The organism is Caballeronia sp. SL1002 (assembly GCF_057814995.1).
This window is the reverse complement of record NZ_JBYMUW010000003.1, coordinates 498,552-516,848: the sequence shown is the minus strand read 5'-3', so window position 1 is coordinate 516,848 and position 18,297 is coordinate 498,552. Positions and strand designations below refer to the sequence as shown.

Below are 18,297 nucleotides of genomic sequence, written 5' to 3'. Positions count from 1 at the left end.
ACCATGGAGAAGTTCACGCATGTGCGGATCGTGATGGGTATGATCGTCAGTCTCGGGCTGACGCACATGCTCAAGGGAATTTCCTCGACGATCCAGCATCCCTCGTCCAAAAACGTCTACCCGATCCACATGGCGTGGGTCGCCTCACTGATACTCAACATCCTGCAGTTCTGGTGGTGGGAGTTTTCCCTGCGCGAGATTCCCGTATGGACTTTCGGCATCTACCTGTACCTGATCTTCTACGCGTTCATCATGTATCTGATGTGCGCGATGCTGTTCCCGGATTCGATGCGTGAGTATAGTGGCTATCGCGATTACTTCATGTCGCGACGGGTCTGGTTCTTCGGATTGCTGCTCGCGGAAAGCGTGACCGATATCGGCGACTCGCTTATCAAGGGCGAGATGCATGTCGTCAATCTAGGTGACATGTACTGGGTGAAAACCGCTGCCGTGGCGATTGGATGCGTCATTGCAATGCGCACTCGCAACCAGATCTTTCATGCCAGTTTCGTTGCGCTTAATTTGCTGGTCCAGTTGCTTTTCGTAGCCAATATGACCTGGAGCAATGCGTGACGAAGCAGGCAAACTGGGTGGAAGAATATGCGCGTACCGCATCGGCGCAATGGTGCGGCAATGAGGTCGGAATTCGCAACGTCCGCAACTTCGCCTACCGGTCGCGAGACGATTTCAGCCCGGCGTATTTCGACGCTACCTACGACATTTCGCAGCTGCAAACCGTCGATCTGGTCGTATCGCGCTGGGCGCATGAAGCCATCGCGCATGTGTTCGTCAGTTTCGGCTTTAGCGATGGCCGCTATGTTTCAGTCTCGATCGAAACACGTCGCAGACAAGGTCAGAAATATTCGACCTGGCGTGGCTTTTTCAGACAGTACCAGTTGATCTACGTGGTGGCCGACGAGCGCGATATCGTTGGCGTGCGCACGGATGTCCGCCGCGAGCGGGTATGTTTGTATCGAGTGAACGTGAGCGCTGAAACGGCGCGCAATCTTTTCGTGGATTATCTGCGACGCGTCAATCAGCTTAACGAGCAGCCCGAGTTCTATCACACGCTTTTCAATAACTGCACGACCAATATCCTCCAGCACGCGCGCGAGCTCGCGCCACGGCTTCGCTACAGCTGGAAGGTTCTCTTGAGCGGCCATGCCGACGATTATAGTTATCGACTCGGCTTGCTAGACTCTAGCGTACCGTTCGAAGAACTCAAGCGGCGTAGTCTCATCGAGCGGCCGGACGGCATGCGAATCGACGCCGGTTATTCGGCGTCAATTCGACGGACGGTCTAGTTACTCTTAGCGTGACGAGGCGCAAAAATCGTATTGCAGATTCGCGTAATGCCGGACAAAGATCGATCATGTTCGCGCGACAATTTCCGCACGCAAATTCGTCTTGTGGTGAGAGCGGTTTGGCTCGCTTTAACGAAAGATCCCGAAGGTCCCGAGACGGGGCAAAGTTGGGAAGCGACGATCCTCTGTTCGCCTCCGCGCAATGCGCGCTACATAGTTCAATATTTTCGTCTCCGCACGTACATCGTGCGGCAACGGATCTATGAGTCAAGCCGGCGATCCTTCGATCGCCGCCAACCGCTTGCGCGGCGACTCGCTTGCGCGAGAGGCGCCATTCGCTGCCTGGCGGGTCTTGCAGCAGATACCGCTTCTGACTGACGACGTTCCCGCCGGCGTCCTTAAGTACCACGTCGGCACGCTTCGATCGATTCCTCGATATTGATAGAACACGACGCGAGCGAGCCGTCACCGTCACCGCTGCCGCAACCTGCCAGGGTAAAGGTTGCGAGCGAGCAAACCGTAGCGATACGGAGCCGCCACGTCGTGCGCAGTGAGGAAGACAGATAGCAAGTCGACGTTCAGACGTCCACCGCGATACAGGCGGCCACGTGCCGCCCACATCATCGTCCGATCATCGAATCTCGCGCGCCACGGTCTGCAGCCGTGTGAACGCGCGATACCGCTTCTTGTGAAATGCGGCGATATCGCCGCTGTCCGGATTGTAGGTCGTCTGGATCTGCGACATCCCGGACATCGCGGCGCGCACGTCTTCGAAAAGCCCGGCCGCTACGCTGCCCAGCATCGCGGCGCCGAGCAGCACGGGTTCGTCCGCCTGCGTGGCGAGCACCGGCTTGCCGGTGGCATCGGCGAGCAATTGCCGGACGAGATCGAGACGTCCCGCGCCGCCGCTGATCACCACTTTCTCGATCGGCGCGCCGGCAACGGCTTGCGCCTCGATGATTTGCCGAAGCCCATATCCGATACTGCAAATCCCGGCGATATAAAGCGCGACCAGACTGTCCAGATCGTCCTCCATGCCGAGGCCTGCAATCACGGCACGCGCATAGGGATCGGCTAGCGGCGCGCGATTTCCGAGGAACTCAGGAACGACATGCAGACCGTCGGCGAGCGTCGCCACACGCGACAAGTTTTCTGATGCCTGCCCGGCAAGACTCGCCAGCATCACCGGCAGCGAACGGCCTTCGCGTTCCGCGCGAGTGCGTGCGTCGGGTGTCGCGGGGTGCATCGCCAGTAGCCGTTCGATCGCGGCTCCCGCCACCGATTGGCCGCCCTCGTTGAGCCAGGCGTCCGGCACCATCGCCGAGTAATACGGTCCCCACACGCCCGGCACGAAGACGGGCGTTCGCGTCGTGGTCATCGTGCAGGACGACGTGCCGAAGACGTACGCGAGGCACGACTCGGGCGCACCCTCCGCGCCGACCGTTCCAATCCCGCCCGCGTGCGCGTCGATCACGCCCGTCGCAACAGACGTTCCGCTTCCCAAACCGAGTTGCGCGGCTGCATCCGGCGTCAGTCCGCTTCCGAGCGGCGTACCCGCGTCGACCACGTTCTGACCGATCCGTGCAAACGCCTCGTCCGCGAGCACGCCCAGACCGACGGTGCGGAAGTAACTTTCGTCCCAGCGCCGCTCGTGCGCGAGGTACGTCCATTTGCACGTCACCGTGCAGGTGGATCGGGATAAGTCACCGGTCGCGCGCCACGTCAGGAAATCGGTCAGGTCGAAGAACTGCCACGCGGCTTCGAAGGTGTCAGGTTTGTTTTCGAGCAGCCACAGCAGCTTCGGCGTCTCCATTTCCGGCGAGATCCTGCCGCCGACATACTTCAGCACTTCGTGGTTCGTCGCGTTGATGCGCTCCGCCTGCTCGACGGCGCGATGGTCCATCCACACGACGATGTCGCGATCTTCCCGCCCGGACGGTCCAACGGCGAGGGGCTTGCCGCCCGCGCCCAGTACGACGAGCGAACAGGTCGCGTCGAAGCCGATGCCCGCGACCTGCTCGGGCGATACGGCGGCCTGCGACAACGCTTCTTTTACGGAGTCGCAGACGGCCTGCCAGATTTCGCCGCTCGACTGCTCGACGATCGATCCGCTCGCATGGAACAGCGTGATGTCGCGTTTGGCCGACGCCATCATGCGGCCGGAAAGATCGAAGATTCCGGCCCGGGCGCTGCCCGTTCCCACGTCCACACCGATGACGTATTTCGCGCCGGAGGTCGGATTGTCTAGAGTCATATAGCTCGTTGCCTGCGTTCTGTGTTGAACGTGGATGCGTCAAAGATCGACGCTGTTCGGAAGGATCACGATATCCCGGATCGTCACGTTGCGTGGCCGGGTCAGCATGAAGAGGACGGCGTCGGCGACTTCCTTTGGCTGCATCAGGCTGCCCGAGGCGAGCGCCTCGTCCATTTTCGCTTTCGGCCAATCGTCGAGCAGCGCCGTGACGACCGGACCCGGCGCCACTGCGCCGACGCGCACGCCGTGCTTGGAAAGCTGGCGGCGTGTCGTGTGGACGAAAGCCTGCACCGCGAACTTGGAGGCGGTATAGATCGGCTCCCATACGACCGGCACGATGCCCGCGATGGAACTCGTGAAAACGATATCGCCGGATTTCTGCGCGATCATGTGCGGCAGCACGGCGTGAACCGAGCGGAACGCGGCATTGATGTTCAGATTCAGCACGCGGTCCCATTCGTCGGGGTCACCCTCGGCCACCTCGCCGCCGACATACGCGCCCGCGTTGGCATGGAAGACGTCGAGGCCGCCAGCGAGATCGAGTATCTTCGGCAACATGGCGGAAACCTCCAGCGGCTGCAGCAGGTCCACGACCAGCGGCAGCGCGTTTGGCCCCAGTTCCGCGCAGCATCGCGCGAGGGCATCCTTCGCCCGGTCGATCAACACCACTTTCGCGCCTTCCGCTATCAGGACGCGCGCGCATTCGAGGCCGATACCCGATGCCGCGCCGGTGATGGCGGCCACCTTTCCCTTCATCGATTCACTCATTGACTGTTCTCCGTGTCGATCTTATTGAGCGCCGTGGCGCTCGACAAGATCGCATTCAAGTGGCAGGTTCTCGCGATTCAAGCGCGACCGTGCGAAACGCGGGATTGACGCGCGAGCGAATCGACGATCACCGCAATTGCCAGCACCGCGCCGGTGATCATGAAGCGCAGCGAGGACGACAGGTTCAGCAGCGTCAGGCCGCTCGCGATCGACTGGATCACGATGATGCCGAGCACCGCCGAATACGCGCTGCCGCGACCGCCAAACAAACTCGTCCCGCCGATCACGGCAGCCGCGATCGCGTTCAGGTTGACGTCGCCGCTGCCGGCCTGCTGACTGGCCGAGGCGAGTCGCGCCGCCGTCAGCACGCCGCCGAGCGCGGCGAGACTCGCGCACAGCACAAACGCGCTGGTGTAGATGGCGCCGACCTTGATGCCTGCGCGCCGCGCGGCTTCGTGATTGCCGCCGACCGCGTGCATCGAGCGGCCCCAGCGCGTTCGCTTGAGCGCGTAATCCATCGCGACCGAAAGACCGAGGAACACGCCGAACATGAACGGGACGCCACGTCCCCGGTTCAGGTAAGCCACCACCGCTTCAAGCAGGATCGTGATGGCGACGGCGCGCACGAGCAGGCTTCCCATCGACGGCGCGGAAAGGCGCGATGCTCGGCGGCGCTCACGCGTGCGCATCCCGACGATCAGCATCACCGCGCCCGGAATCAACGCGAGCAGATACGAGACGACCGCAGGAATGATGATGAGCTGCCCGAGATCCACGAGCGCGGATCCATACGGCAGGTTGATCGAACCCGTTGCGCCGAGGACGTACAACTGCATCCCGAGGATCGCAAGCAAACCGGCCAGTGTCGCGACGAAACTCGGCATGCCGAGCCGGTTGAGCAGCAATGCGTACAGCGCACCGACCAGCGCGCCGACCGCGATTGCCGCCACGATGGCGAGCACGACCGGCCAGCCGTGATTGACCCAGAGCATGCCGACGAGTGCGGAAGCGAAGCCGCTCATCGACCCGACGGAGAGGTCGATCTGTCCCACCATCAACACACAGACGATGCCGAGCGAGATCACGCCGACCGTCGAGCAGTCGAACAGCAGGTTCACCAGGTTGTCGGCGGAAAGGAACACCGGGTTGAGACTGGTGAAGACGGTCCAGATAATGACGAGACCCGCGACGACCGGCAACGACCCCAGATCGCCCGAGCGCACCCGTTCGAAGAACGCGGAAATCGCGCCTCCAACGCCTGTGGCGTGCTTGACGCGAATATCGCTGCGGTCGAGCAGCGGCGTGCCTTGAGGTTCGGGCTGCGGTTCGGCCGGCGCAACGCCTTGAATTTTTTGGATCATGATCGCTCCTTGGGTCTAGGCGTCCTGCTCGGCCTGACGCCGGTCGGCGCGGCGCGATACAGCGTTCTCGGTGGCGCCGGTAATCGCGGCCACGAGTTCCTGATTCGACGAGTCGGGATAGAAAACGCCGTTATTGCGGCCGAGCCGCAGCACGACGATACGATCCGCCACGGCGCGGACATCTTCCATGTTGTGGCTGATCATGATCACCGCGTGACCGCGATCGCGCACACGTTCGATCAGATTCAGCACCTCTGCCGTCTGGGCGACACCGAGCGCCGCCGTCGGTTCGTCGAGCATGATGAGCTTGGGGTCCAGCAACAGCGAGCGCGCGATGGCAACGGTCTGGCGTTGTCCGCCCGACAGCGACGCGACCACGTCGCGCACGCTAGGGATACGCGCCGATAGCTCGTTCAAGAGCGTCCACGCTTTCACCTCCATCGCGACTTCGTCGAGCCGCAGCGGGCTCAGTTCGCGCCCGAGGTAAATGTTCGCGACGACATCGAGGTTTTCGCACAGCGCGAGATCCTGGAACACCGTGGCGATGCCGAGGTCGAGCGCCGCGCCCGGATCGGCCAGCGTGACCTCGTTGCCGCCGAAGGTGATGGTGCCCGTGCTGGGTTGATGGACGCCCGCAAGCACCTTGACCAGGGTCGATTTACCGGCGCCGTTATCGCCGACGAGCGCGACGACTTCGCCCGCATGCACGTCCAGATCGATATCCGTCAGCGCCGAGACCGCGCCGAAATGCTTTGAAACGCCGCGCAGGCTCAGTACCAGCTCGCCTCGCGGGGACCGTGTGGTGGGGTTGTCAGTCATGGACGGAAACCTCGTGAAAGTGGAGGGATCCGGCGCGTGCCGGATCCGGTGCGACAGCGTGGCGGTTAGTTCGTGATGCCCAGCTTCTTGCATCCATCGGCGTAGCGGTCGGTACACAACTCTTTGCTGGTCGCAAATCCCTTATCGACGACTTCCGCCTTCAGGTTCTTTGCCGTGATAACCGCCGGCTTGAAAAGTTGCGACGGCGTATTGAACAGCGTGGTTTCAGCCTTCGGCGTCTGACCGGACAGAAAACCCACCGCGATCTTCGCAGCGGCCGCTGCAACGATCTCGCTCGGCTTCAGGATCGTGTTGTACTCGTCGCCCGCGATAATCAACTGGAGGCCCGCGAGGGTCGCGTCGTTGCCCGTGACGGGCGGCACCGGATTGACGCCCGCCGCCTTGAAGGCCGCGACTGCGCCGCCGCCCGTGCCGTCGTTGGCCGCCACCACGCCGACGATCTGCGAGCCGAAGCGCGTGATCTGCCCGCTCACCCACTGCTGCGCTTTCGGCGGCGCCCAGTCGGGCGTGTCGTACTCGGCCAGCGTCTTGTAGCCGCTGCCTTCCAGTCCGGCGTGAATGCCCTTTTTGATGAGTCCCGCAGCCGCGTCGGTCGGCGAGCCGTTGACCTGAAGCACGCCGCCCTTCGAGGCCGGCACGCCCGATTCCTTCAGATGCTGAACGAGCGATTGCGCGATGGCCTTGCCGATACCTTCGTTATCGAACGAGACGTAGTAGCTCGCGGGCGTCGACGGTACAGGCCGGTCATACGCGATGACCTTGATGCCCTGACCCTGCGCCATATGAACGAGCGACGCGGCGGCCGTCGAATCCACCGGATCGAGCACGATCACTTTGGCGCCCTGCGCGATCACCGAGTTGAACTGCTGCTGCTGCGTGGCGACGTCGGCATTGGCGTTCTGATAGAGCACCTTGCAATCGGGACAGAGCTTGCTCATCTCGGCCTTGAAGCCGGGGAAATCGTGTTGTTCATAGCGTGTCGACGCTTGATCGGGCATCAGGAAAGCCACCGTGCCGCTGGGCGCGGCCCATGCCGCCGTGCCGCTCATGAGGCTCAGGCCGAGCGCACTGGCGCCGATCAGTCGGTTCGAAAGTCTGGTCATGGAATGTCTCCGTCTTTTAGAAAAATCGGCACAGGTTCTGCCGTGGTTGGGCCGCTTGAGGCTTTTTGTTGAAGTTCTTCGCCAGCGATGTCCGGATCGATGCCGACCGTGACGGGCTAACCAAATACTTCGGAGAGGGACATGGCGTCGGACGATTCGGCCGCGCTGCCCGCATTGAGTTGCTGATAGGCGCGCCATCGCGACGGCGGCATGCCCTTGAGCGACAAGAACTGTCGATTGAAATTCGAGAGGTTGTTGAAGCCGACGCGGTAACAGATGTCGGTGATACTCAGTTCGCCCGACATCAGCAACTGGCACGCGAGATTGATGCGCAGCCGGTTGATGTACTGCACGAACGGAACGCCGGTGTGCCGGCGGAAATAGCGCGAAAACGCGCTGACGCTTTGACCGATGAGTTCCGCCAATTCGGATTCGTGCAACTCTTGCGACAGGTTCTTGCCGATATAGGACAGCACATGGTTGATGCGCGTTTCGGCGTAGCGCGTCGGGTCGGCGCAGTACGTGTCGCTGGCAAGCTTGATCGGCGCTACGCTTTGCACCAGCAAGTCGAGCAGGGCAAGAAGCAGGGTCACGCGCCGCAAGCCCTTCGCGACGAGCAATTCGCGCATGATCGGCTCGGCGGCCGCGCCTGTTTCAGGCGTGAAGAGAACACCCCAGCGCGACGCATCGAGCAACGAATCGACGCGCTTGAGTTCGGGGAAAGCCGTGATTGCACGCGCAATGAAGTCCGCGTCGAACTGCAGGATCAGACAGCGTTCATCGACGCGTTCGCCCTTCGGCACGCTGCTGACCCAGTTGTGCGGAAGATTCGAGCCGACCATCACGAGATTGCCGGGCGCGAAGTTCCCGATGAAATCCCCGACGAAATATTTGCCTGTCGTCGAGGTAATCAACTGAATTTCGTATTCGGGATGGAAGTGCCAGCGCACCGTCCGATAGGGATAACCATGGGACCAGATCTTGAAGGACTCGTCCCGCCGCACGGCCACCAGTTCCAGGTCGGGCTGGATATTTTTCGTTTCGCGGGAATGCGCCTGCGCCGCCGCGCCAAGCGTCGTGTGCATCTGTCTGTCTCCTGAACCTATTCTGTTTTTTTCGACAGTTCGCGTAGATCGTGTTGCGGTTGCCGTAGGAGAAAAATAGACCCGTAGCGGTAATCTCGCCACTGAAATTAAGACCGCTAACCGATACTTTTTTGCATCGGGGTATGTCCGTACGGGAAAGGCGTAGAGGCTTGTGCGTCGCAGCAGCGCGAGCAGGCAGCCGCGTTTCGCGTCGCATTCGATCTCGATGTGAGGCGGGATTTTCGTTTCCGGCACAACCCGAGTGGAATGCCAGCGCGCCGCTCTGTGAGGGACCGAACACGTGCGATTTTGCCGCTAAAAGTGGCTATGTGCGATTCCTCACACTTTGTTGCACTTTGTTTCAACTGCCTGGAAGTCCCGCCCAGAAAGGCTCTCAGCGCTACGGTAGGCGTTGGAGGTCTTCGCGGAGCCTGCTGGACGGTGAAGTTTTCAAACGAGGGACCGTTAAAGAATTCAACACACGACAAACGGACAGTAGAGGCCCTTATGAAGATCGAATCCAGCAACAACACGAACGCAGTGACCCAGACCGGCGCCACGCGGGCAATCAATAGCATCGACGCGGCGAGCGCCGTCGGCGCCGTGCAAAAGACGAGCGCGAGCAGTTCGACGGTCAGCTTGTCGTCGGTGTCGGCGCTGCGTGCGGCGAACGTCCCGGATATCGACACGGCGAAGGTCGACTCGATCAAGGCCGCGCTTCGCAACGGCACGTACAAGGTCGATACGAACAAGATCGCCGACGGCATGATGCGCAGCGTAGGCGACTTGCTGCAAACGAAAGCGGTCTGAACGCAGCCGATCACACCCGCGTGGCCGCCAGCCGTGGCGGCTATTTCAGGAACGCGTCGAAGTGCTGTGCGCCGGCAGCACAACGTGGTTCGAGGAAGTCCAGTGTACGAACCCGTGGCGCCATGAATTGCCGCCGCTGAAAGAGCGCGTGGACGGGCGCATCGGGACCGCGCCGCGCTCGCGCAATCGTCGATCAGTGCCGTCCATGCGCGCGCGTCGCTCACGCGAAAAGCGAAATGGTCGATGCGCGGTACAGGAACGGCGGCGGCCGCCCGTCCGCTCGTATGGACCAAATGAATGACGGCACGGCCGTCGAGATAAAGGCAATAGCCGTCGACGCCGAATGGCGGTCGAAGTCCAACTTCCATTTGCGCGACATCGGCAAAAAACGCGCGCAACGTTTCGACGTCGCCGGAGACGATCGTGACGTGAACGAGGTGCATGGCAAACTCGCGAAGGCAAAGGATTCATTATCGACGCGCGCCATGCCGTCGATAATGTGGCCGTTCATTGCATCGCTTTCAAAACGAGTCCGAAGAATGCCGCGGTTGGTTACGGGCTTGTTCACCGATATCCCGGTCATCAACACCGAACTTATATTCATGCGCGAACGGAAAAAAGCGACCCTTATCGGGTTGGTTGCGGTGCTTCTCTGGAGCTCGATTGTCGGCCTGATTCGCGGTGTGAGCGAAGGACTCGGCGCAACCGAAGGGGCCGCGATGATATACACGGTGGCCTCGGTCATCCTGTTCTTCTCGGTGGGATTTCCGAACTTGCGGAGGTTCTCGCGCCGCTATCTGGTCTGGGGCAGCCTGCTGTTCGTCGCTTACGAGTTATGCCTGTCGCTTTCGATCGGATATGCAAGCAATGGACGTCAGGCAGTGGAGGTTGGCATGGTCAATTATCTATGGCCGACATTCACGCTGATTGCGGCCATTCTGTTCAACGGGCAGCGCTCGAACTTCCTGATCTTTCCGGGGTTCTTGCTCTCGCTCGTGGGGATTGGCTGGGTGTTGGGCGGCGATCAGGGTTTCAATGTTGCCGAGATGCTGACCAATGTCGAAGCCAATCCCTTAAGCTTCGGCCTGGCTTTCGCCGGCGCATTGATCTGGGCCGCGTATTGCACGGTCACGGCCAGAATCGCCAAGGGAAGCAATGGCGTGACGCTGTTCTTCATGCTGGTTGCACTCACGCTATGGGTTAAGTGCGGCGTCGAGGGCGGCGGTGCGATGCACTTCAGTTTGCGCACCGTTATCTATCTCGTGCTCGCGGCGTCGGCGCTTGGATTCGGCTATGCCGCGTGGAATATCGGCATCCTCCACGGGAACGTGACCGTGCTTGCTGGGGCGTCCTACTTCATACCCGTCCTCTCGTCGATGCTAGCGGCCAAGCTGCTGAATTCGCCGTTGCCCTTCGCTTTCTGGCAAGGCGCGTCGATGGTTTGCGCGGGATCCATTCTTTGCTGGATCGCGACGCGTCAAATCGAGGCGGTGCCTGTTGTGGAATAGCGTGCGCGTTCCATGCTCGACCAGCCAAAACACGCTTGGTTGGCGCGCCCCGATCCCGGCAAACCACAGAGAATCAACGCGTAAGCCTTACGTTAGCACTTCCAGTTTATGCACTGTTGTTTACAGACTCCGCACGAGCCTTAAGCGGCGATGGCCTTATTGCCGCGCCGTGCGGGACTATTGCGCCGAGGTAAACAATGTTCTCGATTGCAAGGATATTCACCGGACAGTTCGACGGCATGGGGCACACCATCTCCGGGTTTTCGATGAGGGACCTCGTCGACGCTACGAGCGACGATTATGTCGGCATGTTCGCGATCGTCGAACCCGCCGCTATAGTGCGCAATCTCACTGTGAGCGGCAATGCGAGCACGGCGATCGGTACGCGACTCGGGCTTCTTGCGGGCCGCAATCGCGGGACGCTGGTCAACGTGCATACATCGGGCGGCGTGGGCGCGGAGGAGAATCTCGGCTCGGTCATGGGGGGTCTGGTTTCGCGCAACGACGGCACCATTCAACGTTCATCCAGCAGCGCGGGCGTAGGCGGCCAGGCGGCCTCGGCGGACTCGTCGGCGAGAACACGGGCACCATCAATCAGTCGTATGCGACAGGCGATGCGAGCAGCGGATCGCATGGAAGCGGGGTCGGCGGACTTGTCGCGAACAACCCGGGGACGATCACGCAATCGTACGCGACGGGGACAACGTTCCTCATTGTCGGCGACAACGGCGGACTCATCGGCGATAACTCCGGCACTGTCCGCGAATCGTTCTCTACCGGCAATGTCACGCTCTTCGGGCCGAACCAGATCGCTGGATTTATCGGTGCAAATAGAGGGCCGATCGCGAATAACTTCTGGGACGTTCAGACCAGCGGCAAGACGTTCGGCGTCAACGGCACTGGGGCGAGCGGTGTAACGGGACTTACCACCGCGCAGATGAGCCTGCCGCAAAGCTTTGGATCGCAATGGGACTTCGGGCCGAATGGCACGTGGGTGATTTTGCCCGGAGGCACGCATCCGATTCTGCGCTGGCAGTTGCAGACGCAATGATGGCGAACGGTTGGCGCATAAGCTGAAATCGCGTCGGCCGTTCATCGTAGAACGTGCGCTCGCTGGAGTTTTCAGTGAGCGCGCGCGTCACAACAGCTTTGCCGCAGACTTGATCCGCCGCTTTTGCTCCTTCTTTAACGCACGAAGTGCGGCATCTATGTCTAGCCCGTCGGGCAGGGACGCGCGATGCGAAGTCAGAAGGTCGCGACTAGCCACGACATCGTTGAGCGCGCCGAAGTGCTTTTGCAATCGCTTAAGATCCTTGAGTCCTTTCCGGTGCCGCTTCTTAAGCAGCGGCTCGAAAAACTCGATCAGGTAGCGCACTTTTTTGCCCGCTTTCCGAACATCGTGATATGAGTTGTAGTCGGAGCGGTCCGCTTTCGAAGCTTGACGCATACGTCTCTTAAGTTGCCTCTGCGCCACTTCGACTCGCTTCTGAGCGAACTTCCTTAGGGACGTGCGCACTGCAGATGTGTTCAGCTCGCGGTTGGCTTCATGAACCGCATCGCGCAGTGTTCTTTCCAATTTTGAGCCTAAAAGCGTCTCGATGCTTTTTTCGGCAGTCTCGTCTCTTTGCTTCTTGAAGGCGCCGATCAGTTCCTGGTCACTACTCTTTTCGACGAGGCTGATCAGGATGTCCCAGTCCCGCGTGTTTCCCGCCGCATTGGCCAGAAACTTGAACAGCGCGCGCTGTTGGGCGTCGAATTGCTCGTCAAGAATGGACCGGTAGGCCCATAGCAGCGTCCGTAGTCGCCGCAACGCCACTCTGAGTTTGTGGAGCTTTTCCGCATCCGCCGTGTTCCTCAGATCAGCGGCTTCCGTGACGGCTTCCTTAACGAGCGGGTCTGCGAAGGTTGCGAAGTGGGTTTCCGCTAATTGCCCGCGGCCGACCCGTTCATCAGTGCCCTTAGTCTTCACGTTCAAGTCCTCGTGGATTCGATATGCGCAGTGTTGCCCGGCAAGAAGCGTTCCTCGGGCGCATCGTAAGGAGATATATGTCTGACGATAAACCGGTCAAAAGCGGGGGGAGTCGGCGGTTAGGGGAGAAGTTATCAATCAGCGGCACGAAGATGTTCGATCACCGCATCGGCCACAGCCTCTGGACTTTCGCGCAATGGAAAATGGCCGGCGCCATCGATTACAGTTCGCCGATAAGCTCCGGTGAAACAGTCATCCATGCCTTCGGACTCAGCCGGCTCGTCGCACTGATCCGCGCCTCCCTGCAGCATCAGCGTGGGAACGCCGATATGTCCTATCGTTGCCAGCCGCTGCCGAAGGTCCGCATAAGCGGGATCCGACGCTTCGTCCCCACGCCATCGACGCCGGTAACCGTTTAAGGTGATCGGCAGCCAATCGGGATTCTCGAAGCTCGCTGCAGTCCGCGCGAATTCTTCGTCGTCGAACCAGCCGGGCGGCGACCACGTGTCCCACTGAATCCGCGCGAAGCCTTTCGGATCGGCTTTTACGGCATCGGGGCCGCCGTCGAGCGACATGAACCACTGGTACCAGAACTTGCGCGCCTGTGAAAAGCTGGGCAATGCGAATCTACCGTAAGGCTGAAACGCTAAAGCGAGCGCAGCGATCCGTCGCACGCGCTCAGGGAACAGCGCAGCCGCTGTGTAGGCGGCGCGCGCTCCCCAATCGTGGCCGACGAGATCGAAGCGATCGATTTTCAAAATGTCGGCCAGGTCGATCGCGTCCTGCGCTAGGGCGACGCCCGAGCCGTCGCGGATCGTGTTTTCGTGGAGGAAGCGCGTTCCGCCGCTGCCGCGCAGCTCGGGAACGATCGTACGAAACCCCGCCGCATTCAATCGCGCAGCCACCGGATCCCATGCGCGCGCGGCATCCGGCCAGCCGTGCAGCAGGATGACTGGCGGCCCATCTGGCGGGCCGGCATCGGCGTAAGCGATGTCGAGTACAGTCGTGCGCGCGCGGTGCGTAAATTCGAGCATCGTGAAGTCTCCATGCAGCGGGACTATCGATCGTCACTAATGCAACTTTGAAACGCCCGCTGAGCGTGAGCGACAATCAAGCCTTGAAAGCCGGGGCGGGAGCAGGATAACGAGGCGCTCTGATCCGTCGCCGCAGTAGCGAAGTGAGCGGAGAATTTGCACGAAGCATTCACGGCGGTATTTCGATGAATGATTTAGGGCCGCGAGCTGCGATCAGAGTCCTTATTACTTCGATTAAGCGCGCGCGGTTTCGTCCGCCTTACTGCGGATAAGCCGCTTTAAACGCCATTCCCACATTGCAACGCCGCGTGTTTATTCCGGTTCCCCAGCAAGAACTTCGGTATCGGCGATGGCTTCGAACGTATCGCGATAATCCTGCCACACCCTCATCTCAAGATGCACAAGCGCCTGTCTCTCGCCCCGGCGGGCCGGATCGTAGAACTTCTTCATGAAAATTTCGCGAAACCCATCCCGGCTAAGATGCTTAGCCGAGCCGGTGAGTTGCAAACTGAGATCGGCACTAATCATTTCGCCTCCTGAATGACAGGCCTCGAATGAGCAACCGGCGTGCCCGGACGAATTGGAATCCCTGCGCCAGTTTGTATAACCTCACCCTTCCGGCGCGATCAGATCCGCTGCAATAACCCGTTCCGCCACCTCCCGCGCAGCCCTGATTGCGTCGTCTTTGGAAAGATAAGGCCCAAGCTGTTCTGCACCGTCGAATGGAAAGAGCAAGCGACCGTCAGTACGGCGCACAACCTTCAGCGTGCCGAGAAACCTCCCATCGGTCGCGACGCGATACGAAGCGTAAATCGCGAAATCTTCTCGCGACGTTCCGGGACGAGCGGGGACGTCTTTACGGTTCGGGTAAAGAACCAGTTTGGGCTTTCTTCCGGGGTGCGCGCTCATGATCGATCAACTAAGGCTGTGGCGGCCTTAAATAGCAATCGCTATGCCGATTAAACGCGCGACCCGGCCCTCAAGTCTTTACCTGAGCATGGTGTCGTTATCGCGCAGTCCAAGCCGCCAGCGAAGATCAATTCTTCGGCACTTTCTCGACGCCCTCGGCGGGATTGCTCACCTCGACCAGCGCCGGGGATTTCACGGCGCGTAGCGACTGCAGCTGAGCTTTCGTGTCGATGCGCAAGGTTCGAGTGAACGGCTCAAGCGGCACCGGACCGCCGTCTTCCAGAGCTTTGACGATGCCCGCAAGCACGCGCACGTCCGCATAACCTTCTTCGACATCCGGTTCCGGATGCGTATCGTTCAGGATGCAGTCAGAGAAATACTTCATCTCGCCGCCAAAGTGGTCGGTGTTTTTGAACGAGTGACTGCTTTCACTCTCGCCGGCCGTCACCGTCTGCTTAAACGGTTTTCCATAGGTATAGCAGGGCTGCATGGCGATGCTGCCCTTCGTGCCGATCGCAAAATAAGATTCCAGCGCGTTGGCGGCATAAGAGACGACGAATTGCGCCAGCCGGTCGCCCGGAAATCTAAGCGTTATCGCTACTGTGTCGTCGAAATCGCCCAACCCCGCGTCCGGATGCCGTGTGCCGACGGCCGAGACGACTTCCGTGGGCTCGGCCTCGAAGACGTAGCGCGCCGCATTCAGCGGATAGGGCGCCATGTCCAGGATCGGGCCGGCCAACACGCCATTGCGCGCGCGATGGTTTGCCGGATCGACTTTTTGCACGAAGGTCGACGTGAAAAGAATGATCTCGCCCAATTCTCCCGCGCGGATTCGTTCGATGGTCGAAAGCGTACCGGGTTCGAAATGCAGCCGGTAAGCAACCATCAACTTAGCGCTGGAAACCGCCGCTGCCGCCGCAATCGCTTTGCATTGCTCGGTCGATACTTCAAGCGGCTTCTCGACGAGCACGTGAATGCCTGCCTCTAGCGCCGGAATGGCGAATTCCGCGTGCCGCCAGTTCGGGGTGGCCAAGTAAATCGCATCGACCTTCCCCGACGCCAGCATGTCGCCGAACTGTTCGTACGTGTAGATATCGTCGACGCCGTACTTCGTGGCCACTCGGCCCGCCTTGTCGGGATTGCTGCTGACGAGCGCGGTGATTTCCGAGTTATCCGTATGTTCGACACCCGGCATCATGGCTTCCTGGGCGATATCGCCCAAGCCAACGATTGCATAACGGACTTTGCGTGCGTTCGTTAAACCCATTGCTGAAAGAATGCTCATGTCGGTTCCTTTGCTTTGGCGAATCCGAGTGCCGGTTAGGGCGTAGCGCAAAAAGACGATGGTTTCCTTGCGACATTCGATGTCGAGCAAGGGGTATTCCCAACGCAGGCCGATGCGGTATCGCGAGCGGTGCCAAGGCGCGGCGCAAGTGCAAGTCTCCCGTAAACAGATGGCATGACAGTTGCTAAGCGCTTGGATTAACCAAGAGGAGCGGCCATGAACGACGCTAATATTCCGCCTTCGTCGACCGATGAACTCGACTCCGTTCCAGACACATCGAGCCCCGCTTACGCGGGCAAGCATCCGCTGACCCGCCTGTTCGATAAATTCGCCAGTCTCGTCACGCGCTGGGCCGGGTCGCCCGCGGCATTTTGTCTGGCGGTCGCGACGGTTGTCGCCTGGATCGTGACCGGTCCGATATTTCACTATTCAGACGGCTGGCAACTCGTGATCAACACGGGGACGACCATCGTCACGTTTCTGATGGTCTTCCTGATCCAGCAAAGCCAGAATAAGGACAGCGTCGCGCTGCACCTGAAACTTAACGAACTTCTTTCATCGCATCGCTCGGCGAGCAATCATTTAATCGGCATCGAGGACGCTTCCGAAGAAGAGTTGCGCCGGCTTGCAGCAGCCTATTTGCGGTTGTCCTGCACGCCGGACGAAGTGACGCAGCCGGCTTCCGGCAGAGTGGCGGCGCAGTCGGAGGAACGTGCAAAAGTGGATGCCTAGCGCGTTTTTGCAATGGCGCGCGGAACGCCGTGCTCAGTCGGAAAATATCGATCCGGCGAGGAACCGGTACTGGCTCGGCGACGAGGCGGCGATCGCCTGCACCATCATCATGAACGCGCTGCTTCCCTCGAGTTCGGCGGCAAAAACGCGCGCCGTGCGCAACGTAATGGAGTCCTCGTGGAACAGCCCGTTATTGCCGTAAAGGCGATATTCGAAGCTTTCGACCGGAGGCTGTCCAAGGCGCCTGTCGCGGACGTAGCAAGTGATTTCCGCTTTCATCAAGTTTTCCGTTAAGGGATCAGCCTGCGGGGCGGCGCAACTCGTGGTGTGTCGATTCACCACGATTTCTCCGGCCTCTTCCGAACGTCGGTGAGCGTCCGATTATGCGCGGACGAAACGCGTGGCGTAGCTACGGCGCTTCCGCGTTCGATTGACGGAACGAGAATTGCTTTTCGCACGATACCACTCACCCTCCGGCACCATGATGAAAGCGACGATTCTTTCGCACGAGGCGGCGCCGGCAATGTCGTCAGCCGAGATCCATCGTTTCAAGTTCTCGCTCGACGACGGCAACTCGGTCCCGTGTAGCGAATCCATTTCGCTGCGCACGGCACGGGTTATTGTTGAAAACCTCATGGACGGCAATTCGTTTATCAAAATGCTGCAAGCGATCGTAGCGGCGGATCCGCGGGACTATGACGCGTTGATCGGCCAGGTCTATCCGGACCACTTCATGAATGCCGAGCCGGACCCGCGCGGGTAAAAGCGACCATTGCGGCGTTGACGATAAGCGCTAGCTCAAGCCATGCAGCGACATCGGCGGCGTCCACTTTCTGAACGCGGTCAAGGAAAAGGAGGCGGCGTGCAACTATCGACAATCGGATTTACCGGGAAGTCCGCCGAGGTCTTCTTCCGCCTGTTGAGGACGGCAGGTGTCAAATCAGTCCTGGACGTGCGGTTGAACAACACATCGCAATTGGCGGGATTCGCGAAGAAGACCGACCTGTCCTTTTTCCTTCGTGAACTGACGGAAGCGAGATACGTCGAAGTGCCCGAACTCGCGCCCGAATCGCAATACCTCAAACGTTATCGCGCAAAGGAGATCGAGTGGGATGAGTTCGCCGCAGCATACTGCGACACGCTCGCTGCGCGTTCGGTTGAGCGAACGCTTGACACTTCGCTATTCGAACACGGATGTCTGCTTTGCAGCGAGCATCGTCCGGAGCGGTGTCATCGCAGGTTGGCGGTGGATTATCTGAACTTACGTTGGGGCAGCAAGTTCAAGGTGACGCATTTGTTATAGCCGCTACGCTTTCGTGGTCGGCGCGAGACTCG

Annotated in this window: 19 protein-coding genes; 7 read left to right on the top strand and 12 right to left on the bottom strand. The window is 60.2% G+C overall.

Translation table 11 applies throughout. From position 1 onward, the window contains the following. Positions 1–3: 3 nt before the first annotated feature. Both AC3D25_RS19755 and AC3D25_RS19750 read left to right on the top strand, forming a co-directional pair. A complete protein-coding gene (locus AC3D25_RS19755; RefSeq protein ID WP_488890141.1) occupies positions 4–573 on the top strand; it encodes a hypothetical protein in 570 nt (189 codons plus the stop codon). Continuing rightward, a complete protein-coding gene (locus AC3D25_RS19750; RefSeq protein ID WP_488890140.1) occupies positions 570–1,304 on the top strand; it encodes an Lnb N-terminal periplasmic domain-containing protein in 735 nt (244 codons plus the stop codon). The genes AC3D25_RS19755 and AC3D25_RS19750 overlap by 4 nt, the downstream gene beginning before the upstream one ends. A 631-nt stretch (positions 1,305–1,935) precedes the next feature. Here the strand turns inward: AC3D25_RS19750 and AC3D25_RS19745 are convergent. The 6 genes from AC3D25_RS19745 to AC3D25_RS19720 form a co-directional block, all read right to left on the bottom strand. Further along, entirely contained in the window at positions 1,936–3,558 is a 1,623-nt protein-coding gene (locus AC3D25_RS19745; protein ID WP_488890139.1) for an FGGY-family carbohydrate kinase, read from the bottom strand. Between the two features lie 39 nt (positions 3,559–3,597). Further along, entirely contained in the window at positions 3,598–4,326 is a 729-nt protein-coding gene (locus AC3D25_RS19740) for an SDR family oxidoreductase (protein ID WP_488890138.1), read from the bottom strand. Positions 4,327–4,403: 77 nt separating this feature from the next. Next, positions 4,404–5,687, bottom strand: a complete 1,284-nt coding sequence (locus AC3D25_RS19735; RefSeq protein ID WP_488890137.1) for a sugar ABC transporter permease — start codon at positions 5,685–5,687, stop codon at positions 4,404–4,406. Positions 5,688–5,702: 15 nt separating this feature from the next. Continuing rightward, a complete protein-coding gene (locus tag AC3D25_RS19730) occupies positions 5,703–6,506 on the bottom strand; it encodes an ATP-binding cassette domain-containing protein (protein WP_488890136.1) in 804 nt (267 codons plus the stop codon). Between the two features lie 65 nt (positions 6,507–6,571). Beyond that, on the bottom strand, positions 6,572–7,630 hold the full coding sequence (locus AC3D25_RS19725) for an ABC transporter substrate-binding protein (RefSeq protein ID WP_488890135.1): 1,059 nt from the start codon (positions 7,628–7,630) through the stop codon (positions 6,572–6,574). 116 nt (positions 7,631–7,746) lie between these two features. After that, positions 7,747–8,661 (bottom strand): AraC family transcriptional regulator, encoded by a 915-nt coding sequence (locus tag AC3D25_RS19720; RefSeq protein WP_488890479.1) that lies wholly within the window; start codon positions 8,659–8,661, stop codon positions 7,747–7,749. A gap of 561 nt (positions 8,662–9,222) precedes the next feature. Between AC3D25_RS19720 and flgM the strand changes: the two genes are divergently transcribed. Together flgM and yddG are read left to right on the top strand one after the other, a co-directional pair. Then, positions 9,223–9,525: a flagellar biosynthesis anti-sigma factor FlgM gene (gene flgM / locus AC3D25_RS19715; RefSeq protein ID WP_488890134.1), complete on the top strand. Its 303-nt coding sequence runs from the start codon at positions 9,223–9,225 to the stop codon at positions 9,523–9,525. Positions 9,526–10,127: 602 nt separating this feature from the next. Beyond that, positions 10,128–11,033: an aromatic amino acid DMT transporter YddG gene (yddG, locus tag AC3D25_RS19710; RefSeq protein WP_488890478.1), complete on the top strand. Its 906-nt coding sequence runs from the start codon at positions 10,128–10,130 to the stop codon at positions 11,031–11,033. Between the two features lie 1,138 nt (positions 11,034–12,171). Here yddG and AC3D25_RS19705 read toward each other — a convergent pair. The 5 genes from AC3D25_RS19705 to AC3D25_RS19685 all read right to left on the bottom strand — a co-directional run bounded on the left by AC3D25_RS19705 (position 12,172) and on the right by AC3D25_RS19685 (position 16,320). Further along, entirely contained in the window at positions 12,172–13,002 is an 831-nt protein-coding gene (locus tag AC3D25_RS19705; RefSeq protein ID WP_488890477.1) for a CHAD domain-containing protein, read from the bottom strand. 134 nt (positions 13,003–13,136) lie between these two features. Beyond that, positions 13,137–14,036: an alpha/beta fold hydrolase gene (locus AC3D25_RS19700; protein WP_488890133.1), complete on the bottom strand. Its 900-nt coding sequence runs from the start codon at positions 14,034–14,036 to the stop codon at positions 13,137–13,139. 312 nt (positions 14,037–14,348) lie between these two features. After that, a complete protein-coding gene (locus AC3D25_RS19695) occupies positions 14,349–14,564 on the bottom strand; it encodes a hypothetical protein (RefSeq protein WP_488890132.1) in 216 nt (71 codons plus the stop codon). Positions 14,565–14,645: 81 nt separating this feature from the next. After that, the gene (locus tag AC3D25_RS19690; RefSeq protein WP_488890131.1) at positions 14,646–14,945 is read right to left on the bottom strand and encodes a DUF6723 family protein; all 300 of its coding nucleotides are present in this window, start codon (positions 14,943–14,945) and stop codon (positions 14,646–14,648) included. Between the two features lie 127 nt (positions 14,946–15,072). Then, on the bottom strand, positions 15,073–16,320 hold the full coding sequence (locus tag AC3D25_RS19685; RefSeq protein ID WP_488890130.1) for a Gfo/Idh/MocA family protein: 1,248 nt from the start codon (positions 16,318–16,320) through the stop codon (positions 15,073–15,075). Between the two features lie 126 nt (positions 16,321–16,446). Between AC3D25_RS19685 and AC3D25_RS19680 the strand changes: the two genes are divergently transcribed. After that, entirely contained in the window at positions 16,447–16,962 is a 516-nt protein-coding gene (locus AC3D25_RS19680) for a low affinity iron permease family protein (protein ID WP_488890129.1), read from the top strand. A gap of 33 nt (positions 16,963–16,995) precedes the next feature. Here the strand turns inward: AC3D25_RS19680 and AC3D25_RS19675 are convergent, their stop codons facing one another. Next, positions 16,996–17,304 carry a hypothetical protein gene (locus AC3D25_RS19675; protein WP_488890128.1) on the bottom strand — a complete coding sequence of 103 codons (309 nt, stop codon included), beginning with the start codon at positions 17,302–17,304 and terminating at the stop codon, positions 16,996–16,998. A 139-nt stretch (positions 17,305–17,443) separates the two neighbouring features. On the opposite strand from AC3D25_RS19675, the gene AC3D25_RS19670 reads away from it, so the two are divergent. Together AC3D25_RS19670 and AC3D25_RS19665 are read left to right on the top strand one after the other, a co-directional pair. Further along, entirely contained in the window at positions 17,444–17,725 is a 282-nt protein-coding gene (locus tag AC3D25_RS19670) for a hypothetical protein (protein ID WP_488890127.1), read from the top strand. Positions 17,726–17,824: 99 nt separating this feature from the next. Further along, positions 17,825–18,265, top strand: a complete 441-nt coding sequence (locus AC3D25_RS19665; protein WP_488890126.1) for a DUF488 domain-containing protein — start codon at positions 17,825–17,827, stop codon at positions 18,263–18,265. The last annotated feature ends 32 nt before the right edge of the window (positions 18,266–18,297 follow it).